The organism is Actinomadura madurae (assembly GCF_900115095.1).
GTDB classification, from domain to species: domain Bacteria; phylum Actinomycetota; class Actinomycetes; order Streptosporangiales; family Streptosporangiaceae; genus Spirillospora; species Spirillospora madurae.
On sequence record NZ_FOVH01000002.1, the window covers coordinates 838,292 to 860,769 of the forward strand.

The 22,478-nt window shown below is 73.3% G+C and carries 18 protein-coding genes; 7 read left to right on the top strand and 11 right to left on the bottom strand.

Annotated elements, in window-relative coordinates; genetic code table 11:
- Nucleotides 1–66: 66 nt before the first annotated feature.
- Entirely contained in the window at nucleotides 67–2,109 is a 2,043-nt protein-coding gene (locus BM339_RS09335; protein ID WP_075020532.1) for an alpha-L-rhamnosidase-related protein, read from the top strand.
- A gap of 6 nt (nucleotides 2,110–2,115) precedes the next feature.
- On the opposite strand, the gene BM339_RS09340 is transcribed toward BM339_RS09335, so the two are convergent.
- Complete coding sequence (locus BM339_RS09340) at nucleotides 2,116–2,697, bottom strand: dihydrofolate reductase family protein (protein ID WP_021598861.1); 582 nt, start codon at nucleotides 2,695–2,697, stop codon at nucleotides 2,116–2,118.
- Between the two features lie 174 nt (nucleotides 2,698–2,871).
- Between BM339_RS09340 and BM339_RS09345 the strand changes: the two genes are divergently transcribed.
- Complete coding sequence (locus BM339_RS09345; RefSeq protein WP_075020638.1) at nucleotides 2,872–3,660, top strand: aldo/keto reductase; 789 nt, start codon at nucleotides 2,872–2,874, stop codon at nucleotides 3,658–3,660.
- Nucleotides 3,661–3,669: 9 nt separating this feature from the next.
- On the opposite strand, the gene BM339_RS09350 is transcribed toward BM339_RS09345, so the two are convergent.
- Complete coding sequence (locus tag BM339_RS09350) at nucleotides 3,670–4,473, bottom strand: SAM-dependent methyltransferase (protein ID WP_033332166.1); 804 nt, start codon at nucleotides 4,471–4,473, stop codon at nucleotides 3,670–3,672.
- A gap of 83 nt (nucleotides 4,474–4,556) precedes the next feature.
- On the opposite strand from BM339_RS09350, the gene BM339_RS48540 reads away from it, so the two are divergent.
- Complete coding sequence (locus tag BM339_RS48540; RefSeq protein ID WP_143118327.1) at nucleotides 4,557–4,775, top strand: hypothetical protein; 219 nt, start codon at nucleotides 4,557–4,559, stop codon at nucleotides 4,773–4,775.
- A gap of 230 nt (nucleotides 4,776–5,005) precedes the next feature.
- Here the strand turns inward: BM339_RS48540 and BM339_RS09355 are convergent, their stop codons facing one another.
- The 4 genes from BM339_RS09355 to BM339_RS09370 form a co-directional block, all read right to left on the bottom strand.
- A complete protein-coding gene (locus tag BM339_RS09355; RefSeq protein WP_143118328.1) occupies nucleotides 5,006–5,878 on the bottom strand; it encodes a hypothetical protein in 873 nt (290 codons plus the stop codon).
- Nucleotides 5,875–7,821 (bottom strand): hypothetical protein, encoded by a 1,947-nt coding sequence (locus BM339_RS09360; RefSeq protein WP_075020534.1) that lies wholly within the window; start codon nucleotides 7,819–7,821, stop codon nucleotides 5,875–5,877. The genes BM339_RS09355 and BM339_RS09360 overlap by 4 nt, the downstream gene beginning before the upstream one ends.
- Nucleotides 7,822–7,830: 9 nt before the next feature.
- On the bottom strand, nucleotides 7,831–8,604 hold the full coding sequence (locus BM339_RS09365) for a hypothetical protein (protein ID WP_075020535.1): 774 nt from the start codon (nucleotides 8,602–8,604) through the stop codon (nucleotides 7,831–7,833).
- Between the two features lie 72 nt (nucleotides 8,605–8,676).
- Nucleotides 8,677–9,411, bottom strand: a complete 735-nt coding sequence (locus tag BM339_RS09370) for a Crp/Fnr family transcriptional regulator (protein WP_256255275.1) — start codon at nucleotides 9,409–9,411, stop codon at nucleotides 8,677–8,679.
- A 138-nt stretch (nucleotides 9,412–9,549) separates the two neighbouring features.
- Between BM339_RS09370 and BM339_RS48545 the strand changes: the two genes are divergently transcribed.
- A complete protein-coding gene (locus tag BM339_RS48545; RefSeq protein WP_143118327.1) occupies nucleotides 9,550–9,768 on the top strand; it encodes a hypothetical protein in 219 nt (72 codons plus the stop codon).
- Between the two features lie 53 nt (nucleotides 9,769–9,821).
- Nucleotides 9,822–10,715 carry a ribokinase gene (locus BM339_RS09375; protein ID WP_075020537.1) on the top strand — a complete coding sequence of 298 codons (894 nt, stop codon included), beginning with the start codon at nucleotides 9,822–9,824 and terminating at the stop codon, nucleotides 10,713–10,715.
- Between the two features lies 1 nt (nucleotide 10,716).
- Here BM339_RS09375 and BM339_RS09380 read toward each other — a convergent pair whose 3' ends face one another.
- Complete coding sequence (locus BM339_RS09380) at nucleotides 10,717–11,100, bottom strand: PH domain-containing protein (RefSeq protein ID WP_021599723.1); 384 nt, start codon at nucleotides 11,098–11,100, stop codon at nucleotides 10,717–10,719.
- Nucleotides 11,101–11,208: 108 nt separating this feature from the next.
- Here BM339_RS09380 and BM339_RS09385 point away from each other — a divergent pair, with 108 nt between their 5' ends.
- Together BM339_RS09385 and BM339_RS09390 are read left to right on the top strand one after the other, a co-directional pair.
- Nucleotides 11,209–12,138, top strand: coding sequence for a Ppx/GppA family phosphatase (locus BM339_RS09385; RefSeq protein ID WP_024935534.1), 930 nt, complete (start codon nucleotides 11,209–11,211; stop codon nucleotides 12,136–12,138).
- A gap of 148 nt (nucleotides 12,139–12,286) precedes the next feature.
- A complete protein-coding gene (locus tag BM339_RS09390; protein WP_075020539.1) occupies nucleotides 12,287–14,443 on the top strand; it encodes an MMPL family transporter in 2,157 nt (718 codons plus the stop codon).
- A 9-nt stretch (nucleotides 14,444–14,452) separates the two neighbouring features.
- On the opposite strand, the gene BM339_RS09395 is transcribed toward BM339_RS09390, so the two are convergent.
- From BM339_RS09395 to BM339_RS09410, 4 genes are all read right to left on the bottom strand, one after another.
- Nucleotides 14,453–16,618, bottom strand: coding sequence for a protein kinase domain-containing protein (locus tag BM339_RS09395; protein ID WP_075020540.1), 2,166 nt, complete (start codon nucleotides 16,616–16,618; stop codon nucleotides 14,453–14,455).
- Between the two features lie 129 nt (nucleotides 16,619–16,747).
- Nucleotides 16,748–20,050 carry an error-prone DNA polymerase gene (locus BM339_RS09400; RefSeq protein WP_075020541.1) on the bottom strand — a complete coding sequence of 1,101 codons (3,303 nt, stop codon included), beginning with the start codon at nucleotides 20,048–20,050 and terminating at the stop codon, nucleotides 16,748–16,750.
- Between the two features lie 9 nt (nucleotides 20,051–20,059).
- Complete coding sequence (locus tag BM339_RS09405) at nucleotides 20,060–21,583, bottom strand: DNA polymerase Y family protein (protein ID WP_075020542.1); 1,524 nt, start codon at nucleotides 21,581–21,583, stop codon at nucleotides 20,060–20,062.
- A complete protein-coding gene (locus BM339_RS09410; protein ID WP_024935529.1) occupies nucleotides 21,580–22,356 on the bottom strand; it encodes a hypothetical protein in 777 nt (258 codons plus the stop codon). Before BM339_RS09410 ends, BM339_RS09405 begins: the two co-directional genes overlap by 4 nt.
- Nucleotides 22,357–22,478 lie beyond the last annotated feature (122 nt).

Below are 22,478 nucleotides of genomic sequence, written 5' to 3' on the forward strand. Positions count from 1 at the left end.
CCGCCCTCCCGCACGGTGAACCCCTCAGTCCCACGTCCTGCACAAGACCGGAAACGCGAGGAATCCATGCACAGCAGCGTATCCAGAAGGCGCCGCGGCGTCGCCGCCGTCGCTCTCGGCGTCTCCGCGCTGGTCGCGGCCCAGGCCGCCCCGCTCGGCACCGCCCAGGCCGAACCCGGCCGGGTCCCGGCGCCGTGGGAGCGCTACAACCTCTCCCCGTCGTCCCGGACGCTCCACCCGGTGTCGGTGTTCGAGACCAGCGGGACCGTGGACGATGCGGACGCCGTGCTGAAGGGCCGCGCGACGCGCCTGAGCGGCGCCGGATCATCAGTCACGCTCGACTTCGGCAAAGAGGTCAGCGGCCTCCCCACCCTGCGCTTCGCCGGGTCGGACGGCCCGCGGAAGGTCGGCGTCGCGTTCTCCGAGTCGTCCACCTACGTGGACACGACGAGCGACGCGTCCACCGGCGGCCCCCGAAGCCGCGACGGCGCCCTGTCCGTGGACGTCGACGGAGCCACGTCCTACACCGCGCCCGCGGCTCAGCTGCGCGGCGGCTTCCGCTACCTGACCGTCTTCCTTGAGTCGGACGGCCGGGTCGACCTGGACAAGGTGTCGCTCTACTACACCCCCGCGCCGACGATGAAGGACCCGTCGAAGTACGCGAACCACTTCTATTCCAGCGACGACCTGCTCAACCGCATCTGGTACGCGGGCGCCTACACCGTCCAGCTCAACACCGTCTCCCCGAGGACGGGCCGGATCTGGGAGCCGCCGGCGGCGCTGTGGGACAACACCGGCGTCATCGGCGTCGGCGACACCATCCTCGTGGACGGCGCCAAGCGCGACCGGACGGTCTGGCCCGGCGACCTCGGCATCGAGATCCCCAGCGCCTACGCGGCGTTCGGCGACACCGAGTCCGCACGCAACGCGCTCACCACCGTGTACCAGCACCAGCGCGACACCGGCGAGCTGCCCTACGCCGGGCCGGAGCTGGACAAGTTCGGCTCGGACACCTACCACCTGTGGACCCTCGCCGCGAGCTGGGACTACTACCGGTACACCGGCGACGCGCGCTGGCTGTCCGGCGTCTGGGACCGGTACAAGAAGGGCGTCGACTTCATCACCGGGAAGATGGACGACAAGGGCCTGGTGTCCATCACCGGCACGTCCGACTCCGTCCGGATCCTGGCCAAGGGCGAGAACCTCACCGCGAACGTGCTGATGTGGCGCGTCCTCGACACCGGCTCCCGCCTCGCCAGGACACAGGGCGACAGGGCGCTGGCCGCGTCCTACGCCGAGCGGGCCGCCGCGCTCCGCACCGCCGTCGACGCGAACTTCTGGGACGAGACCACCGGCGCGTACAGGTTCTACCCGGACTCCACGATCCACCCGCAGGACGGCAACTCCCTCGCGGTCTGGTACGGCCTGGCAGACCAGGCGAAGGCCCGCCGCATCAGCACGTCCCTCAAGGGCAACTGGAACGAGATCACCTCCACCGCCCCCGAGAACAAGGGCAACCCGGGCGTCTTCTCCGGATCGATGGAGGTGAACGCCCACTTCGCCGCGGGCGGCCGGGCCGCCGACCAGGCCGGTGTGGACATCATCCGCCGCCAGTGGGGCTACATGCTGAATCACCCGGAAGGGACCGGAAGCACCTTCTGGGAGTCGTTCCGCAACCCCGGGGACGGGTGCGTCTTCTGCAGCTCCTACGTGAGCCTCGCGCACGCCTGGGCGACCGGTCCGACACCCGCTCTCACCTTTTCCGTCCTCGGCCTGAACCCCACCGGGACGGGCGGACGGTCGTTCGACTTCGTCCCGCACCCGGCCGACCTCACGTTCGCCCAGGGCCGCATCACGACGACGGCCGGCGCGGTCACCGCGTCCTGGAAGGTCTCCGACGGCGCCTACACCGCGCGGCTGAAGGCGCCCGGCCGGACGGTCGGCCGTGCCGGAGTGCCCACCTTCGGCGCCCGGATCAAGGTCCGCGTCGACGGCCGCCTCGTCTGGGACGGCGCCCGCGCCCGCACGAAAGGCGTGCACACCGACGGCGAATACGTGTACATCGAGGGTCTGCGAGGCTCGCACACCCTACAGAGCAACCGCACATGACGCCGGTCAGCGAAGACGGTAGTACAAGTGCGTAACGCCGGTGCCCTCGATGACGCGGTACGGGTCCTTCAGCCGGACGGGCGCCGTGGACGGTCCGGCGAAGAAGGGGATGCCCTTACCCAGGAGGACGGGGACGAGGTCGATGCGGATCTCGTCCAGCAGCCCCGCGTCCAGGCAGGACTGGGCGGTGATGCCGCCGGCGACGCTCACCAGCCCGTCGCCGGCCGCCGCGGACGCCTCGGCGACGGCCCTCTCGATGCCGTCGGTGACGACGGTCAGGCCCGGCGGCGGGTCGTCGGGAGCCTCGTGCGTGACGAGCCAGACCGGGGCGTCGTACGGGTGGCGGCCCTCCCAGCCGTGGGTGATGTCGTACAGGCGGCGGCCGGTGACGACGGCGCCCAGGGCGTCCATCGTCTCGCGGATGTGCCGGGCGCTCGGCGCGGAGACGCGGAACGGCGGCATGCCGCCCACCGTCGGGACCTCCACCGGGCCGTTTCCGTACCAGCCGAACAGATCCTCCACCCCGTCGCCGGGGTCGGCCACGTAGCCGTCCAGGGACATGGTCATCTCGGTGACGACGGTCGCCATGGGGCACCTCTTCCCGATCGGTCCTCACCTGTACCGACCGGCGCGGGTGCCCGGACTCATCGGGCACGGGGATGTTCGGGGGGCGGTTTGGCGGGCACGATGGCGGATTGCACACCATGAAGGAGGACGGACACGGTGACCGTACCGAACGTTGATCTCATCGACGGCAACGCGATGCCGCAGCTCGGCTTCGGGGTGTTCCAGGTCGGGAACGACGAGGCCGAGCACGCGGTGGCGGCCGCGCTGGAGAGCGGGTATCGCAGCATCGACACGGCGAGCGCGTACCAGAACGAGGAGGGCGTCGGCCGTGCGCTGCGCGCGTCGGGCATCCCGCGAGACGAGTTGTTCGTCACCAGCAAGCTGTGGAACAGCGAGCAGGGCTACGACAACGCGCTGCGCGCCTGCGACGCGAGCCTGTCCCGCCTGGGCCTCGACCATCTGGACCTGTATCTGATCCACTGGCCGACGCCGAGCCGGGGCCTCTACCTGGAGACCTGGCGGGCGCTGGAGAGGCTGAAGCAGGACGGACGCGTCCGGTCGATCGGCGTCTCCAACTTCACGATCGAGACGCTGCGGCGGATCGTCGAGGCCGGTCCCGTCCCGGCGGTCAACCAGATCGAGCTCCATCCGTACTTCCAGCAGGACGGGCTGCGCGCCTTCCACCGCGACCACGGCATCCACACCGAGGCGTGGGCGCCGCTCGGGCAGGGGCACGGCCTCCTGGACGACCCGGCGCTCGGCCGCATCGCGCGGGAGCACGGCCGCACCCCGGCGCAGGTCGCGCTCCGCTGGCACCTGCAGGTCGGGAACATCGTCATCCCGAAGTCGGTGACGCCCGCCAGGATCGCCGAGAACATCGACGTCTTCGGCTTCGAGCTGTCGCCCGACGACCTGAAGGCCATCGGCGAGCTGGACAAGGGCATCCGCGTCGGCCCCGACCCGGCCACCTTCGAGACGGCCTAGCGGCGGGTCTCAGCGGAGCTCGCCCACGCCCACGAGTCCGGCGAACCGCTCGCCGTCGGCCGCGGCGCCGCCGGCGAGCCATTCGCGGGGGCCGGTGAGCCCCGGACGCAGCAGCTCGAAGCCGTCGAAGAACGTGTGGATCCGGGCCCGGGGGCGGGCGCCGAGGCGTGCGCTGGCGCCCTCGTACACCTTCTCGGCCTCCGCCATCTCGTCCGGGAACGCGTCCGTCGCCAGGTGGGAGAGGATCAGCCGGCTGCCGGGCGCCAGCGCGTCCCGGTAGCGGGCGACCAGGGCGCCGGGGTCGTCCTCGTCGGCCACGAAATGCAGGACCGACACCAGCAGCAGCGCGACCGGCTCGGAGAAGTCGATCAGGTCGCGGACGGCGGGATCGCCGAGGACGTCGTCCGGGCGCCGAAGGTCCGCCGCCGCGAACCCGACGTCGCCGGTCCCCGCGAGAAGGGCGCGGCCGTGCGCGCACACGACGGGATCGTTGTCGACGTACACGACCCGGGCGTCCGGGCGGGCGAGCGCCGCCGCCTCGTGCACGTTCTCCCGGGTCGGCAGCCCCGACCCGAGGTCGAGGAACTGGCGGATCCCGGCCGCGGCGGCATCCCGCACCGCCCGGCCGAGGAAGGCCCGGTTCAGCCGGACGCCCCGGACGACCCGCCCCGCGGAGATCTCCACGACGCGCTCGGCAGCCTCCCGGTCGGCGGCGAAGTTGTCCTTGCCGCCGAGCCAGTGGTCGTACATCCGGGCCACGTTGGGGGAGCCGGGGTCGAGTGCCGCGGCGGCCCGGTCCGGGGAGTCGGTCACCGGGTCATGATCGGTCATCGGCCGTCCCGCGGCAACCGGCCCCGCTTTCGTTGCGGAGAGTAACGCTCTGTAACGTTCCGTATATGGGGGATGATCGGAGGAGCTGGACGGGGCCGGGCGGGCTTCGGGTGACGGCGGTGCGGCTGACGGGGGCGCACCGGGTGTGGGCGGAGTTCGCCGGAGTCCGGGGAACCAGTGCGTTCCTCGTGACGCGGAACGGAGCCCCCGTGGGGCGCGGCTACTACCGGTCCGTCGACGACCTCGCCGAGATCGTCGACCTCGCCGACCTGCGCGCGGAGTGACGGCTTGCGCCGGCCGGCCCGCCGCGGTCGGCTCCGGCACCCACACCTTCCGCGGCACCACACCGTGACCCACGGCCCGGTGGGCCGCGCGGCGGCCCACCGAGCCATCCCAGTCCTGGAGGGGAGGGGACCCGGTCTCGGGGGTGACACGGAAGGATCTGGTGGTGTTGGGGAGGGACGGGGCCTTCACGTTGGAGGCAACAGGTAAAGGCCAGCGGCGCCCGCGGAATTCATCGACTTGCCCCTGGCTCGTCGAAGGGCGGGGGCGCGGGCGGGGGGATGCCGGGCACCCCGATCAGCTCCATGAGATGGCGCAGGACAAGGTCGTTCTGCATCATCAGGTCGAAGGCGTCGCGCGCTTCGTACTGCCGTACCTGGTCCGCCACGTGATCGGCGAGCTCCTTGGCCTCGACACGCCGGTCCTTCGCCATCCGCTCGACGACCTCGGCCACCGCGTCCGGGTTCTCTGCCAGTGCGACGGCGTACGGGGTCAGCCATTCACTCTGCCCGCTCTTGAGGAACTGCTGCCACAACAGGCGGCGGTCACCGAAATACATTACGAGCCGGCGCGCGAGGTCATGCTCGTTAGCTGCGTTCTGCCGCTTAATCCACGCTTCGCGCTGGACGTCCCGCACGGATTTGTCCAAGGCCACGATCGTCCGGTGATCGATGGGGCGCGCTTCCCCGTCGGTCTGGTCTCCCGAGAGGAATTCCAGCCTGGTAACGGCGAAGAGGGTCGCGGCCACCTGGTCGAAGTGCTTCTCCGCCTCGCCCGCCTCGTACGGGGCGAAGTCACGCGACACCGCCCGTACCTGTGTGGCCAGGCGCTCTTTCACAATGAACTGGTGCTCTTCGGTACGCGCCGCGAGCACTTCCGGATACTCGTGTCCGGTCACGCACCAGGTGAAATGGACGGTGACCGAAAAGGTGTAGCCATCGCCCTTCGCTGGAACAACGAGATGGAAGGCGCCCGGATGGTGCACCGCCCGGAACGCACCTCCGGAACGCTGTAACCATCGCCGCAGGCGAGTACCGAGACTGAGGTAGGTAGGAACTCTATCGACAGGGCCGTGGTTGCCGCAGTTCATGCGAACCGTGCTCATTTCATGAACTCCTTCGAGAGAAGGCCGTAGAACCGCATGCGTGGACGTAACCCCGGTTCCGCATGGAGGTCGTCCCGCAGCGCGTCGAAGCGAGTGCCGTCTTTCGCCCAGCCGCGCAGGGCATTCCAGGGATCCTGTCCGCAGTATTGGGAGAGCAGGACCTGACGCCACAGCTCCCCGACGAGCGCGGGATCCTCCTCGTAATGCGCGAGGATGCGGGGTCGCCCGCCGTGCGTCAGCTGTGCGACTTTCGTCAGGCACGCGGCCACTAGCCTGCCCAGCTCCCGTGACTCCGATCGCGCCCAGCTGAGCAGATGGCTGAGCACCACACGGGTGGAGCCGCTCGCGTACAACTCCACCACGGTGTCGCGGATGGCAGGGTTCAGGGCGTCGGGATGGCGGCGGGCGATCGACTTCAGCGCCTCCATGGCCTGTCCGGCGGCCTGCTCGCCGAGCAGTGTGCCGAGCAGCCGGACGGCGGTCGACTGCCGGGCGATTTCTTCCGGCCGTGCCTGCTGCAACCACGTTCGGAGAAGGCCCGCTACACGGTCATGCCGCTGAGGGCATTCGGCGACGACCGCCTCCAGTGCCCATGCGGCGGCCATGTGCAGCGCCTCGAAACGGCTGGCGGCCCATCCGGCGATGCAATGCTCGTAGACGAAGTCGAAATCGTAGGCGGCGAACCGCCCCACGGTCTGGGCCGCTTTCAGCCGCACCAGCGGGTCGTTGTCGCGGGCCAACCGCGACAGCCAGTCGAGCAGCGCTTGGTGCGCGACCACGTAGTCGAGCCAGAGCGCGTCCAGGACCGCGGGGGCGAACTTCGCCCGGAACGACAGCCTCCGGTCCACCTCCTGCACGATGTGGGGCCGTTGCTCGCGGGCGTGCTGAAGCCAGTCATCGAGCATGGCCGCGAAGGGAAGCATGCCCAGCTTCGCGTCCTCCTTCTGTTTCTCGACCTCGAAAAGCCGCCCGGCGAGGTCGTAGGCCGCGCGGCAGACCTGAACCGTGGGCTGCCCGTCCAGCACGGCCCCCGCGATCACGAAGGCCCGGCGTCCAAGGTCCCGCTGGTCGTCCTCCTGATGGAGCACGGCGCGCGCCTCATGTCGCCATGGGTCCGGACGGTCGCTGCAGACGTCCTCGACCGATCCGCCCGATCGCAGCGCGGCGGCCAGCCTGACGGCCAATTCCCTGGCGTCCCGCGGGCTGGTCGGTTCTGCTGGAATCCGGCCCAGGACCTCTGTGGGGTCGTGCGGTCCTCCGGCAAGCCGGTGGCCCAGCTGACGGGCCAGCACGTCACACGGGTCTGGCCGCTGATGGTCGGTGACGAGCTCCGACACCTCGCTCGTGTCCGAATCCTGACCCACCACGATGACCATCCGGGCATCGAGCTCCTTGAGCATGTCCCGGCACCCCAGAAGGTCCACCTCTGTGAGGCGCTTGGCCCAGCTCTGCCCGGACGCCTTGTACAGATATCCATGCCCAGGGCTGAGCTTCCCCTTGTCTAGCAGGGTGGGCGGCTCTGTCGAGCGGATCATCCGCAGCTCATGACATCGGTGAGCCAACGCTGCCAGGGCGGTGGTCGTACGCCCCGTTCCCGGCAGTCCTTGCAGTACGGCGACGGGCTCGTTGTCGAGACGGTGGACCAGTGCTTCCTTGGACGCGGTACCGGCGAACCGCAGCCTGATGTCGTCCCAGCGTTCCGGGGGGACAGGGGCGAGCTGCCACGAGTCCTTCCCCTCGGCCATGTGGATGTGCTTGTCGCCTGTGACCTTGTCTCCGCCGAACGCGTCCCCTCCGTGGGCTGTGTTCGGTGGTCTGAACTGGTCGTTGAACATCCGCCGGAGTTCCCGCACCTGCTCCTGGAGCCGTCTGAGCTCCGACGGGCTTCGATCCTGCTCCGGAAGGCCCTCCAGCGCCCTGGGCTCTCCCTCGTCGTCGGACATCGCGGCCGCCTAATGGATGTTCTTGTTACCAGCGACTTTGTCCCCACTGAAGGCGTCTCCCCCATACGAGACGTTCGCCGCCCGGTTCCCCGCCTTGTCTCCATGTGGGTAGGGGGGCGAAGGCGGAAGCGCGGGCCCAGGTTCGCCGCCCTCGGTCCCGTTTTCCGGGTCATAGGGACTGAGCGCGGCGATGGTCGCCAGATCGAACCGTGGAACGTACAGATAGGCGCGATAGACCTGCTTTTTCACGGCGACGCACACCGGGCGGAAGAGTGTCGGACGGGGATGTCCGGGCCCCTGGGTGATGTAGTCACGGTAGATGTCGGAGGAGACGATGATTCCCAAGTCCGCCTCGGAGAGCTCGCGCATCGCCACTCGCAGCGGGTCGGAGTCGCGCAGGCGAGCCGGTTGCACCGCGTGCTGGCCAGGCCACCCCGTCGCGCCGTCCAGATGGAGCGGACCGATGTGGACGGCCATGCGGAGCCGGAGACGGGTAAACGTCTCCTCCGCTTGCCGCCTGTTGTACGACCCCAGTGCCGCGTCCAATTCACGGACGAACACATCCATCAGCGGCCCTGTGTCAGTGCCCGCCGGCAGGACCACGTAGACGCCGTCACCTCCGTCTTGGCGTTGCCACGCACGACGGTTCAGCCGGGCCACGTCGGCGGCGTCGTCCAGTATCCGGCCGAGCGCGGCCTGCAGGGTCCGCTGCTCGGCGTCAGTACGGCTGCTGTAGTCTTCGATGTCGACCGTGAACAGAACACGGTATTCGGGAACGCCCATCTTTTCCTCCGATGCTCCGGGTGCCCAGAGCATCGGGCCAGACCATGCACGGCAATCCGGATAAATCCGGGTTCAGTGCAGATCCGCGAACTCGGTGAGCCGAGCGAGATCGGTGATGACCACACGGCGGCGTCCGGCGACCGACACCAGCCCGTCCGAAGTGAGTGCGCGCAACGCCTTCTGCACCGTGTCCTCCTTGGCGCCGACCAGGCCGCCCAACTCGGCCTGAGTCAAGGGGATGCCCAGGTCCACTCCCGCGTCGCAGGGACGCCCGTGCCGGCCGGCGAGGGCGAGCAGAACCCGAGCCAAGCACTGCCCGGCCGTGTAACCGGCGAAATCAAGGCGTCGCTGGTTGGACCAGCGGAGCCGCTCGATCGTCATCTGGTTCAGGATGAGCGCCGCGGCCGGGTGCCGTTGGAGGAAGCCGACGAACGCCTCACCTCGGATCTGGCACACAACCGCCCGGCCGCATGTGACGACGGTCGCGGACCGCACCGTCTCGCCGAGGACCGCCATTTCTCCGATCATGTCGCCGCTCACCCGGAGCGCCAGCAGCGCCTCTGTGCCGTTCTCCACCCGAGCACTCACCTTGACCAGCGCGTCGATCAGTAACCAGACCGAGCCCGCGGGATCTCCCTGCCGCACCAGAGCACGGTGCGGCCCTAGCGAATGCAGCACGCCCAGCCTGAGCAACCTCGTCCTGTCCGGGACCGAAAGCCGACTCAGGAAGGTGCCCTTCGGCCACGTGCGAGCCTCGAACACGACAGTCTCCGGGTTTCTACGAGGCAAGGGATCGGTGGCGACCACGACACCATCATGCGTCAACGGCACCGGGCGGAGTAGCCGTGAAAATGAGGCCGGTGGAGGAGCCCTCCGTGCGCGGAGCCGAGCCCGAGAGAACCCGCGGCAGGCATACTCGATGTCACGGAGTATAACGCTCCGTATATGGGGGATGATCGGAGGAGCTGGACGGGGCCGGGCGGGCTTCGGGTGACGGCGGTGCGGCTGACGGGGGCGCACCGGGTGTGGGCGGAGTTCGCCGGAGTCCGGGGAACCAGCGCGTTCCTCGTGACGCGGAACGGAGCCCCCGTGGGGCGCGGCTACTACCGGTCCGTCGACGACCTCGCCGAGATCGTCGACCTCGCCGACCTGCGCGCGGAGTGACGGCTTGCGCCGGCCGGCCCGCCGCGTGTAGTCGGTTACCTGTGGAAAAGCGCATGTGGGACGTCGTCGTGGTGGGGTCGGTCAACGCGGACCTGGTGGTGGGCGTCGAGCGCCGGCCCGCGCCGGGGGAGACCGTGCTCGGCTCCGACCTCGCCACCCATCCGGGCGGGAAGGGCGCCAACCAGGCGGTCGCGGCGGCCCGGCTCGGCGGCCGGGCCGGGATCGTCGGGCGGGTCGGCGACGACGGGCACGGCGCGCTGCTGCGCGCCGCCCTCGCCGCGGACGGCGTCGCCCTCGACCACCTGGTCACCACGCCGGACGCGCCGACCGGCGTCGCGCTGATCACGGTCGGGCCGGACGGCGACAACAGCATCATCGTCTCGCCCGGCGCCAACGCCCGGCTGGGCCCCGGCGACGTCGAGGACGCCCGGGAGATGATCGCGGGGGCGGCGGTCGTGTCGTTCCAGCTGGAGGTGCCGCTGCCCGCCGTGGAGGCCGCCGCCGGCGCCGCCGCGCGCGCGGGCGGGCGGGTCGTCCTCAACCTCTCGCCGCCCGCGCCGATCCCCGACGGGCTGCTCGCCCTCTGCGACCCCCTCGTCGTCAACGAGCACGAGGCCGCCTTCCTGCTCGGCGGGGACGGCGACCCCGCGCGCATGGCGGCCGCGCTCGCTGGCTCCGGGCCGCGCTCGGTCGTCGTCACGCTCGGCGCCGACGGCGTCGTGGTCGCCGGCGGCGGCGGCACGACCGCCCTCCCGTCGCCGAAGGCGAAGGCCGTCGACACCACGGGCGCGGGCGACGCGTTCACCGCCGCGCTCTGCCTGCGGCTCGCCCGCGGCGACGCCCTGCCGGACGCGGCCGCCTACGCCACCCGCGCGGGGGCCGCCGCCGTCCGCCGGGCGGGGGCCCAGAGCTCCTTCCCGACGCCGGACGAGCTGCCCGGCGGGTAGCTCAGCGGCCGGTGCGGGCGCGGAGCCGGTACAGCTCGTCGGCGACGTCGTGGACGTCGGCGCCGAGGTCGAACGCGCTCAGCAGGTGCAGGTCGTCCGCGGTCTCGACCTCCAGCATCCGCGTGTGCAGCAGGAGCCGGCGGCGCTCGTCGACTCGGATCGCGGTCACCTCGTCCCACCGGACGCGGCGGCGCCCCGCGTAGCCGGACGCGACGGTGAGGCCGTCGCCGTCGGCGGCCAGCCGGACCGGCGCGACCAGGTCGCGCAGCGCGAGCGCGTTCAGCCCGATCGCCGCGGCGCCCGCCAGGAACAGGAACTGCGGGTCGTGCGAGTACAGCACCACGAGCGCCGTGACGGCCGCCGCCGCGGCGCACTTCACCGCCACGTGACTAGGCGGTACACGCCACCGTCGCTCCGGACTCGCCTCCATGCACGAGACCATAGCCGCAGCGTGACGCTGCCCGCGCCGGGGGCGTCCGATAGCGTCGGCACCATGCGACTCGGCGTGCTGGACGTGGGCTCGAACACCGTGCATCTCCTGGTGGTGGACGCGCACCAGGGGGCACGGCCCCTCCCCGCGTTCTCCCACAAGGCGGATCTGCGGCTCGCCGCGCACCTGGAGGACGGCGACCGGCTCTCCGAGGAGGGCGAGCGCCTGCTGCGCGACTTCGTCGACGAGGCGCTGCAGATCGCGGAGGACAAGGGCGTCGAGGACATCGTCGCGTTCGCCACCTCCGCCGTCCGCGACGCCGCCAACGGGGACGAGGTGCTCGCGCGGATCCGCGACGACAAGCGGATCGACATCCGGGCGATGTCCGGCGACGAGGAGGCGCGGCTGACGTTCCTCGCCGTCCGGCGCTGGTTCGGCTGGTCGTCGGGCCGGCTGCTCGTCGTGGACATCGGCGGCGGCTCCCTGGAGATCGCGTGCGGCATCGACGAGGAGCCGGACGTGGCGTTCTCGCTGCCGCTCGGCTCGGTCCGGCTCACCCGCGACCGGTTCACCGCCGACCCGCCGCCGCCGGATGAGGTCCGCGAGCTGCGCCGGCACATCCGGACGGAGATCGCCCGCAAGGTCGGGGACGTCGCCCGCTACGGGCCGGCGGACCACGCGGTCGCCACGTCCAAGACGTTCCGGCAGCTGGCCCGGATCGGCGGCGCCGCGCCCTCGGCGGAGGGCCCGTACCAGCGGCGGGTCCTGGCGGCCGACACCCTGACCGAGTGGACCGAGAAGCTGGCGAAGATGGCCGCCGCCGAGCGGGCCGAGCTGCCCGGCGTGTCCGAGGGCCGCGCTCCGCAGCTGCTCGCGGGGGCGATCGTCGCGGACGCCGCGATGGACCTGTTCGAGCTCGGCGAGCTGGAGGTCTGCCCCTGGGCGCTGCGTGAGGGCGTCATCCTCCGCCGGCTGGACATGATCGTCGGCTGATCCGGCGGAGACGGGGACGTTCCCCGCAATAACGGCTGTCCGGAAATGGTCTGCCGTAGGCCATAACTAGACGCGCTTTGTCTTTACCCCCCGGGCCGCGGCCACGTAGGGAGGAAACTGCGGGCGGCTCTGATCCTGGGGGTTCTTGATGACGGCTGCGAACAGGTTCTCCTCCCTGCCCTGCGGGCGGCGGGGCAAGTGGGTAGTGCTGGCCGTCTGGATCGTCATCCTGGCCGTCGCGATGCCGCTGGCCGGCAAGCTCACCGGCGCGCAGACCAACGAGTCGTCGGCGTGGCTGCCGAGCAACGCCGAGTCCACCCGGGTCGTCGAGGAGTCCGAGCGGTTCACGCCCGCCGACACCTTCCCGGCGGTGATCGTCTACCACCGGGACGGCGCCCCGCTGACCGCCGCCGACCGGGCGAAGGCCGCGGCGGACGTGCCCCGGCTGCGGGCCGTCACCGGCGACCCGGAGGGCTCCGACCCGCCCCGGCGGCTCGCCGTGGACGTCCAGGGCCCGATCCCCGCCAAGGACGGCACGGCCCTGGAGACGATCGTCTCGGTCCAGGTCGGCAACGGGGGCTGGGACCTGCTCGGCCCCGCCGTCGACGACTACCGCGACATCGTCCAGCGCGGGGACCCCGGCCTGTCGGCGCACGTGACCGGCCCGGCCGGGTACGCGGGCGACTTCAGCAACGTCTTCGCCGGCTTCGACGCGACCCTGCTGCTCATCACCGCCGCCATCGTCATCGCGATCCTGCTGATCACCTACCGCAGCCCGATCCTGTGGCTCGCGCCGCTGCTGTGCGTGGGCTTCGCGCTGACGGCCGCCCAGGCGCTCATCTACCTGCTGGCCGCGCACGCCGGGCTCACCGTCAACGGGCAGGCCGCGTTCATCCTGACCGTGCTGGTCTTCGGCGCCGGCACCGACTACGCGCTGCTGCTGGTCGCCCGCTACCGGGAGGAGCTGCGGCGGCACCGCGACCGGCACGAGGCGATGGCGATCGCCCTGCACCGCGCCGGCCCCGCGATCATCGCGAGCGGCTCGACGGTCGCGCTCGGCATGCTGTGCCTGCTCGTCGCCGTCCTCAACTCGACCAAGAGCATGGGCCCGGTGATGGCGATCGGCGTCGTCGTCGCGCTCGCCGCGATGGTCACGCTGCTGCCCGCGCTGCTGGTCATCGGCGGGCGCTGGATGTTCTGGCCCCGCCGCCCGGCCTACGGGACGGCCGAGCCGTCCGAGCGGGGCCTGTGGGCGCGGGCCGGCGCCGCCATCGCGACCCGCCCCCGCATCACCTGGATCGTCACCGCCGTGGTGCTCGGCGCGCTCGCCACCGGGATCTTCGGCCTGCGCACCGGCTCGCTGCCCAGCAAGGACGCGTTCAGCACCGGCAAACCGGACTCGGTCACCGGCGAGGAGGTGCTCGCCCGGCACTTCCCGGCCGGGAGCGGATCACCCGTCCAGATCGTCACCAACGCGGGGACGCAGGACGAGGTCACCGCGGCCCTCGCCACCGTCCCCGGCCTGACCGCGGTCGCGCCGGCCGGGAACGACCCGGGGCGGCCGATCGAGGGCCGGGTGTACCTGGAGGGCACGCTCACCGCCGCGCCCGACAGCGAACGGGCGTTCACCGCGGTCGAGCGCGCCCGCACCGCCGCGCACGCCGTGCCGGGCGCGGACGCCCTGGTCGGCGGGACGTCGGCGGTGACGCTCGACATCAACGACGCCTCCCACCGGGACCAGAACGCCGTCATCCCGCTGGTCCTCGTCGTCGTGCTCGCGATCCTCGGGCTGCTGCTGCGCGCCGTCGTCGCGCCGCTGATCCTCGTCGCGACCGTCGTGCTGTCGTACGCGGCGGCGCTCGGCGTCAGCGCGCTGGTGTTCAACCACGTGTTCGGGTTCGCCTCAGCGGACCCGTCGTTCCCGCTGTGGGCGTTCGTGTTCCTCGTGGCGCTCGGCACCGACTACAACATCTTCCTGATGACGCGCGTCCACGAGGAGGCCAAGCGGCACGGGACCCGGCGCGGCGCGCTGATCGGGCTCGCCGCGACCGGCGGGGTCATCACCTCGGCGGGCGCCGTCCTCGCGGGGACGTTCGCCGCGCTCGGCTCGCTGCCGCTCGTGTTCGTCGCCGAGCTCGGCTTCACGGTCGCGTTCGGGGTGCTGCTCGACACGTTCATCGTCCGGTCGGTGCTGGTCACCGCGCTGAACCTGGATCTCGGCCGGCACATGTGGTGGCCGAGCGCGCTGTCCCGGGCCCGGTCCCCGGCCGCCGCGCGGGAGGCCGCCACCGCCGCCCGCGAGTAGCGCCGGCGGTCACGACCAGTTGGGGTGGCCGAGCGTGCCCCCCTCCGGGGTGACGACGCGGTCGTCCTCGCCGTCGGCGCGGATCGCGCGGATCACCGGCTCGGTGACGTCGCCGCGCACGTAGGCGAGCCAGCGGCCGTCGCGCGACCACGCCGGGTCCATGTCGCGGACGGCCCCGGACGTCAGGGCGTGCGCGCCGGACCCGTCGGCGTTCACCAGCCAGATGTCGCTGCCGGTCGCCTCGCCGCGCACGAAGGCGACCCGGGACCCGTCGGGCGACCACTCCGGGTCGACCGCGCGCACGCCGTCTGAGGTCAGGCGCGTCCAGGCGCCGCCGGGGTCGTTCGGGTCGAGCGAGTAGATCTGCTCGACGTCGCTGTCCCGCTTGCTCCAGAACACGATCCGGCCCTTGGACGACCACATCGGGTCGTCCTTCGCCGAGGGGTCCGTGGTGACCTGGGTCGCCGGGCCGCCCCGCAGCGGGATCGTGAAGATCTGCCGGACGCCGTCCCTGTCGCCCATGTACGCCAGGCGGGTGCCGTCCGGCGACCAGGTCAGGCGGGTGCCGCGCGCCATGTCCGTGACCTTCCGCGCGCCGCCGCCGTCCGCGTTCATCACCCACGCCTCGGCGCTCCGGTCGCGCTGCCGGGTGAACGCGACGAGCTTCCCGTCGGGGGAGCGCTCGGGCAGGATGTCGCACTGCGAGCCTTTGACGAGCGTCGTCGCGGACCGGTCGCCCGGCTTGTAGACGCCGATGTCGCCATGGCATTCCCGCGGCCAGCCCGGCGCCGTGTCGACGCGGACGAACATCGGGTCGGCCGGGAACGCCGCGCTCTCGGCGCCGGTGTTCCGCGCGTTGTCGGACGGCCGGTTGAGGAAGTAGACGGCGCCCGCCACGGCGGCCGCGGTCAGCACCGCCGCCGCGGTCGAGGCGATCAGCGTGGTCCGCCGGGACGGCCAGTCCCTCCGGGCGCGCCGCGGCGCCGGGGGGAGCACCGGCGGGACGTACTGGCGCTCGGTGGGCGGGTCGGTGCGCCGCTCGTACGCGGGCTCGGTCGGCGGCTCCGGCTGCGGCGCGGGCGGCCGCGGCGCGGGCGCGGCCGCAACGGGTGGCGACGGCGCCTGCGCGGTCGGTGCCGCCGGAGACGGTTCGGACGGTGACGGTTCGGACGGTGACGGGGCGGGCGGCGCCGGGGCGGGCGGCGCCGCTTCGGACGGTGACGGCGTGGAGGGCGACGGCGTGGACGGTGACGGGGCGGGGGAGGGGGCCGTGACGTCCTGGGAGGTGACGCCCGGGTCGCCGGCGGGCGGGGACGTCCACGCCTCGCCCAGCTCGGTCGTCACGGCGGCCTCCCCGGCGCCGCCGACGAGAGCGAGCAGCAGGTCGCGGGCGCTCGGCCGCTGCGCGGGGTCCTTGCGCAGCGCCGCCTGGACGATCCCGGCCAGCGGCGCCGCCAGGTCGTCGACCTCGGGGTCGGCGTGCACGGCCCGCGCCGCCAGGAGCTGGAAGGACCCCTGCCCGAACGGGTTGCGGCCGCTCGCGGCGAACGCGACCAGGCAGCCCCACGCGAACACGTCCACCGCCGGGGTGACCTGCTGGGTCGTGATCTGCTCGGGCGCGATCCAGCCGGGCGTCCCGACGACCTGGCCCGTGCGGGTGTGGGACGAGGCCATGTCCAGCGCGCGGGCGATCCCGAAGTCGATCACGCGGGGCCCGGAGATGGACAGCAGCACGTTGCTCGGCTTGAGGTCGCGGTGCACCAGGCCCGCGCTGTGGATGGCGACGAGCGCGGCGGCCACCCCGACGGCCACCCCGTGCAGCATGCCCGGCGACAGCGCGCCCTTCTCGCTGACGTGCTGGAGCAGCGACGGCCCGTCGATGTACTCGGTGACCATGTACGCCAGGCCGAGGTCCTCGCCGTGCTCCAGGACCTGCGCGGTGCAGAAGGACGCCACCCGCTGGGCGTTGGCGGCCTCGTCGTGGAACCGGGCGAGGAACGTCTTGTCGCCCGCCAGCTCCGCCCGGACCACCTTCACCGCGACGGGGCGCTCCTCCGGGTCGCGCCCGAGGTAGACGGCCCCCATCCCGCCCTCGCCGATCTTGGCCTCGATCCGGTACCGGCCGATCCGCGTGGGGTCGTCCGGACGCAGCTCACGCAGGGAGGTCGCGTCCATGGAGAGATCACCTTTCAACCCCACGGAGCCACGTCCTGGCGGGCCGCCCCACGGCGGCACGCGGCCCCGACGTTCCATACGATGTCAGAGGACGCGCCCAGGTTCTAGCGTCCGCCCGACGATCTCGGATCAGTGGAAGTTGCGAGCTTTGACGCGGCCGGGGACGGGGAGGCGCCTGAGCCGGGTGGCGCGGACGCTGGTGACACCGTCGGCGCGCTCCAGCCGGCCTCCGACCAGCAGCGCCTGCGAGTCGACGGCGAGGCCGCGGTACCGCTGGAACACCTGCGGCGGGCACACCACGTTGATGATGCCGGTCTCGTCCTCCAGGGTCATGAAGACGATGCCGCCGGCGGTCGGCGGGCGCTGCCGGTGGGTGACGAGGCCCGCGACGACGACGTTGGTGTCGCCCGGCGTCCCGGCGAGCCGTACGGCGGAGAGGGCGCCCAGCTCGTCCAGCGCCTCCCGGACGTGGGCGACGGGGTGGGTGTGGGAGACGCCCGTCGCCCACAGGTCGGCGAGGGTCTCCTCGATGGGCGTCATCGGCGGCAGGGCGGGGGCGGACGCGCCCGGGGCGACGCCTTCGAGCTGCCCCGGCCCTGACCCGGCGAGGGCGCCCGCCGCCCACAGGGCCTCCCGCCGCGACAGGCCGAACCCGTCGAACGCGCCCGCGGTGGCGAGGGCCTCCAGGGCGCCGGCCGACAGCGGAACGCGCCGGGCGAGGTCCTCCATGCTCGTGTAGGGGCGCCCGGCCGCGACGGCCTCCGCCGTGTCGTCGCCCAGGTTGCGGATTCCGGCGAACCCGAGCCGTATCGCGGGCTGGGCCGCGGCGGGCGCGTGCGGATGGCCGGACTCGACCTCGATCGGCTCCTCCAGCGTGGGATGGACGTCGCTGGCGTTGATGTCCACGCTCCTGACCACGACACCGTGCCGGCGGGCATCGTTCAGGAGGCTGTGCGGACTGTAGAACCCCATCGGCTGGTTGCGCACCAGGGCGGCCGTGAAGGCGGCCGGGTAGTGGCGCTTCAGCCAGGCGCTCGCGTACACCAGGTGGGCGAAGCTCTGCGCGTGCGACTCGGGGAACCCGAACCCGGTGAAGCCGAGGATCTTCTCGTACACGCTCTCGGCGATCTCGGCCGGGATGCCGCGCTCGGCCATCCCGTCCAGCAGCCGCCGCCTCAGCCGCTCGACCCGTTCGGGGGCGCGCTTGGCGCCCATCGCCTGCCGCAGCCGGTCGGACTCGGCCGGCGTGAAGCCCGCGCAGTCCACGGCGAGCTGCATCATCTGCTCCTGGAACAGCGGGACGCCGAGCGTGCGCGACAGGGCCGGCTCCATCAGCGGATGCGGGCACTCGGCGGGTTCCAGGCCCTTGCGCCGCCGCAGGTACGGGTGGACGGACCCGCCCTGGATCGGCCCCGGACGGATCAGCGCGACCTCCACCACCAGGTCGTAGAACTCGCGGGGCCGCAGCCGCGGCAGCGTCGCCATCTGCGCCCGCGACTCGACCTGGAACACCCCGACCGTGTCGGCGTCGCACAGCATGTCGTACACCTCATGGTCTTCCGGCGGGATCGACTGCAGGTCGTACCGGCGCCCGTGGTGCCGCTCCACCAGGTCGAAGCAGTCGTGCAGCGCGGCGAGCATGCCGAGGCCGAGCAGGTCGAACTTGACGAGGCCGGCCGCCGCGCAGTCGTCCTTGTCCCACTGCAGGACGCTGCGGTCCGCCATCGTCGCCCACTCGATCGGGCAGATCTCGCCGACGGGCCGGTCCGCGATGACCATGCCGCCGGAGTGGATCCCGAGGTGGCGGGGCAGCGTCAGCATCCGGCCCGCCAGCTCCGCCACCGGCGCCGGGATGTCGTTCTCCGCGCCGACCGGGTCGCGCGGGTCGATGCCCTTGGACCACGCGTCCTGCTGGCCGGGGGAGAAGCCGAGCGCGCGCGCCGCGTCCCGCACGGCCATCCGCGGCCGGTAGCTGATGACGTTCGCGACCTGGGCCGTGCACTCCCGCCCGTACTTCCGGTAGACGTACTGGATGGCCTCCTCGCGCCGCCGGTGCTCGATGTCCAGGTCGATGTCGGGCGGGCCGTCCCGGCCGGGCGACAGGAACCGCTCGAACAGCAGCCCGTGCCGGACGGCGTCCACACCGGTGATGCCGAGCGCGTAGCAGACCGCCGAGTTGGCCGCCGACCCCCGCCCCTGGCAGAGGATCCCCCTGCTCCGGCAGAACTCCACGATGTCGTGGACGATCAGGAAGTAGCCGGGGAAGCGGAGCTGCTCGATGACGTCCAGCTCCTTGGCGATCTGCTCGTAGGCGCCGGAGATCCGCTCCCGCTCGGGCGGCCCGTACCGCTGGAGCGCGCCCTCCTGCACCAGGTGCCGCAGCCAGCTCGCCTCGGTGTGGCCGTCCGGGACGGGCCAGTCGGGCAGCCTCGGCGCGACCACCTCGAAGCCGAACAGGCAGTCTCTCGCCAGCGCGACCGTCCGCTCCCGGACGCCGGGGAACCGCGCCAGCCGCCTCTCCATCTCGGCGCCGCCGCGGACGTGCGCGGTCCCGTTCGCGGGAAGCCACCCCGCCATCTCGTCCAGGCCGCGCCGGGCCCGGACGGCCGCCAGCGCCTGCGCCAGCCGCGCGTCGGCTCCGGGCGCCGCGTAGTGGACGTTGTTGGACGCGACCACGTCCACCCCGACACGCCGCGCCAGCGCGAACAGGGCGTCGTTGCGGAGGTCGTCGTCGGGCTGGTCGTGGTCGATCAACTCGACGAACACGTTGCCGCGGCCGAACCTGCCGACGAGGTCGCGCAGCTCCCGCTCGGCCGCGTCCGGCCCGCCCGCCTCCAACGCCGCCGGGACCGGGCCCTTCCGGCACCCGGTCAGCACCGCCCAGTGGCCCTCGTGGGCCCCGGCCAGCGCGTCCAGGTCGTACACGGGACGGCCCTTGCGCCCGCCCGCGAGCTGCGCAGCCGTGATCGCCGAGCAGAGCCGCGCGTACCCGGGCGCGCCCCGGGCGAGGACGAGCAGGTGCCGCCCCGCGGGGTCGGGCTCGCCGGTCTGCGGTCCCGGCAGGCCGAGGCTCAGCTCCGCGCCGAACACCGTCCCGACGCCGGCCTCGCTCGCGGCCTGCGCGAACTGCACGGCGCCGTACATGCCGTCGTGGTCGGTGATCGCCATCGCCTCCACGCCGAGCCGCGCGGCCTCGGCGACCAGCGAGCCGGGGTCGCTCGCCCCGTCCAGGAAGCTGAACGAGGAGTGGGCGTGCAGCTCCGCCCACGGCACGTCCGCGACCGCCCGGCGCGGCGCGGCGGGCGGCTCCGGCGGCGGCTCCGGACCTCGCGCGCTGTGACCCTCCGCATCGCCTGGCGACCGTTCGCCGGGCCGCCAGGAGAGCCGCTGCTCGACCTCCCGCCACGGAATGGGCGGATTGTGCCACCCCATCAGCGCCCGCTAGTCATAGACGGCCTCGACGTGCCAGCGCCCGCCCTCGACGGCGAGCAGGTAGGCGGCGCCGTCCTCGGTGGTGACCTGGAACCGGGCCCGGCGCCGCGCGGCGGCGGGGTCCCACCAGCGCTCGTCCGCGGGCCACGGGCCCGTCCAGCCGGTGACCGCGGCGGGCCGCCCGCGGACCGCGAGCACCGCGGGCGGCGCGGACACCTCGCACCGCGCGGACACCACGACCGCCGCCCCGGACGCGTCGACCAGCTCGGCGGGGGACGGCTCCGCCGGGACGACCGCCGGCGCGGGCCCGGACACCCGGCCGGGCCACGGTCCCTCCGGCGGGCCGGCGGGTGGCACGTCGCCGACCGGTACCCGCACGACCCGCTCGCCCGGCCCGCGCCCGCCCACCAGCACCGGCCGCGTGATCCCGTGGTGGCCGAGGAGGGCCTGGACGCGGTCGGCGGCCCGCGCGATCCGGTCGGTGACGGCGGTCCGGCCCCACAGCCCCTCCTGCCGCCCCTCGTCGGGGACGAGCTGGTCGGGCGCCAGCTCGACCCAGGTCACGCCGCCCCAGACGGCGTCGGCGCCGCCGCCCGGCCCCGCCGGATCGTGGGCCGAGAGCTGCCAGCGCACGCGCTCGGCGACGGCCAGCGCCGACAGGCCGTCGTGCCGCCACAGCCGCCGCAGCACGTGACCGCCGGCGAACCCCACCGCGACCTCCAGCCGGACGCACGCCAGCCCGCCCGCCGCGAGCCCCTCGTGCAGCTCGCCCGCCAGCCGCTTCACCGCGAACACCACCCGCTCCGCCTGCTCGGCGGGCGGGTCGAAGCCGGCGCGCACCGACAGGTCCGCGGCGCCCTCGACCGGCGCGAGCGGGCGCGGTTCCTCGCCCCGCGCCAGCCGGTGCGCGAGCGCCCCGTCCGCCCCGAACCGCCCGGCGACGTGCCCGGACGGCAGCGCGGCGAAGTCGCCGAGCGTCCTGATGCCGAGGCGCCGGAGCAGGTCGGCCAGGTCCGGCCGGTCGAGGACGGCGGGCGGGTACGGCGCGAGGAACGCCGCCGCGCGGCCCTCCGGCACGACCACGCCGCCCTGCCCGGCGCGGGCCGCCAGCTCCGCCGCGAACAGCCCGTCCGCGACGCCGGTCCCGCAGTCGAAGCCGGCCTCCACCACCGTGTCCTGCACGAGGACGCGCAGCGCCTCCTCGCCCCCGTAGAACCGGGCCGGCCCGCGCGCCGCGATGGCGCACAGCCCCGGCCGCACCACCTCCACGCGCGGCGTCAGCTCGGCGACCGTCTCCACCACGGCCTCGAACAGCCGCCCCTCGGCGTCGGTGTCCCGATCGCGGACCACCAGTTCCGGGCAGCGGCGCTGCGCGTCCCGGAGCCGCTGCCCGCGCCGCACCCCCTCGGCCCGCGCCGCCGCCGTGCAGGCCGCCACCTGGCCCTGCGCCACCGCGGCGCCCGGGGTCGCCGCGTCGATCCCGACCGCGGTGACCGGCCAGTCCGGGCACCACACCACCAGCACCCGCGTCACGCGACCCCCTCCCCGGCCGGCGCGTGGGCTCGGGGGAGGACCGGGCGCGGTGTGTGCACCGGCGCCCCCGCCGCGACGGTGCCCGGGACGAGCTCCAGCGGCGGCCGTGCCGTCTCGTCCGTCCTGACGGTGCCGTCCGGGGCGGGGAGCCAGAGGCGGGCGCGGCGGCCGCGCCCGGGCGCGTCGCGGCCCTCGGCGACGATCTCGACGCGGCGGCCGGTCAGCCGCCCGTGGCCGCCGGCGAGGCCCTCCCAGGCCGCGTCCTCCAGCCGGAGCCGCAGCCGGACGCCGGGCCAGTCGCCGGCGAACGCGCCGGTCAGCGTGAGCACGCAGCCGTGCTTGCGGGCCAGCGCCGACAGGCGGCGGACCGCGGCGGCGCCCGGACGCTCCGGCGGGCACAGCAGGACCAGCTCGACGGCCTCGGCCAGCGCGGCCACGACGTCCGGCCAGCGGTCGCCGGGGTCGTCGACGAGCAGCAGCCGCTCGGGGGCGGCGCCCATGCCGGCCGCGGCGGCCGCGCCGAAGCCGGGGAGGCCGACCACGCCGCACCAGCCTCCGGTGCCGTCCTCGCCGCCGTGCCGGGACACGCCCGCGACGAGGGCGAGGCCGAGGGACCCGGCCCCGGGACCGCCGAGGCCGACGATCGAGCCGGGCCGCAGCCCGCCGCCGGGGACCACGGCCCGCAGCGCGGGCAGCACGGGCACCGCCGCGTCCGGACTCGGCCCCGTGTTCTCCAAGGTCGTCGCCAGGTCCCGCAGGGCCGCCTCCGGCACGGTCGTCCCTCCTCTCGCCCCACTCCTGAACAATTTCGAACAAGAGTTCGACCCGTGTCAAGTTGCCGCAGGTCACGGGGCGGAGTCGGGGGAGGTCGGAAGCCCGATGGCGTCGGGCTTCC

Bases quoted from the DNA above. Each gene is read 5' to 3' on its own strand.
- BM339_RS09395 (WP_075020540.1), bottom strand. From the start codon at position 16,618: ATGGACGCGACCTCCCTGCGTGAGCTGCGTCCGGACGACCCCACGCGG.
- BM339_RS09355 (WP_143118328.1), bottom strand. From the start codon at position 5,878: ATGAGCACGGTTCGCATGAACTGCGGCAACCACGGCCCTGTCGATAGA.
- BM339_RS09385 (WP_024935534.1), top strand. From the start codon at position 11,209: ATGCGACTCGGCGTGCTGGACGTGGGCTCGAACACCGTGCATCTCCTG.
- BM339_RS48545 (WP_143118327.1), top strand. From the start codon at position 9,550: ATGGGGGATGATCGGAGGAGCTGGACGGGGCCGGGCGGGCTTCGGGTG.
- BM339_RS09375 (WP_075020537.1), top strand. From the start codon at position 9,822: ATGTGGGACGTCGTCGTGGTGGGGTCGGTCAACGCGGACCTGGTGGTG.
- BM339_RS09400 (WP_075020541.1), bottom strand. From the start codon at position 20,050: ATGGGGTGGCACAATCCGCCCATTCCGTGGCGGGAGGTCGAGCAGCGG.
- BM339_RS09340 (WP_021598861.1), bottom strand. From the start codon at position 2,697: ATGGCGACCGTCGTCACCGAGATGACCATGTCCCTGGACGGCTACGTG.
- BM339_RS09335 (WP_075020532.1), top strand. From the start codon at position 67: ATGCACAGCAGCGTATCCAGAAGGCGCCGCGGCGTCGCCGCCGTCGCT.
- BM339_RS09345 (WP_075020638.1), top strand. From the start codon at position 2,872: ATGCCGCAGCTCGGCTTCGGGGTGTTCCAGGTCGGGAACGACGAGGCC.
- BM339_RS48540 (WP_143118327.1), top strand. From the start codon at position 4,557: ATGGGGGATGATCGGAGGAGCTGGACGGGGCCGGGCGGGCTTCGGGTG.
- BM339_RS09365 (WP_075020535.1), bottom strand. From the start codon at position 8,604: ATGGGCGTTCCCGAATACCGTGTTCTGTTCACGGTCGACATCGAAGAC.
- BM339_RS09360 (WP_075020534.1), bottom strand. From the start codon at position 7,821: ATGTCCGACGACGAGGGAGAGCCCAGGGCGCTGGAGGGCCTTCCGGAG.
- BM339_RS09390 (WP_075020539.1), top strand. From the start codon at position 12,287: ATGACGGCTGCGAACAGGTTCTCCTCCCTGCCCTGCGGGCGGCGGGGC.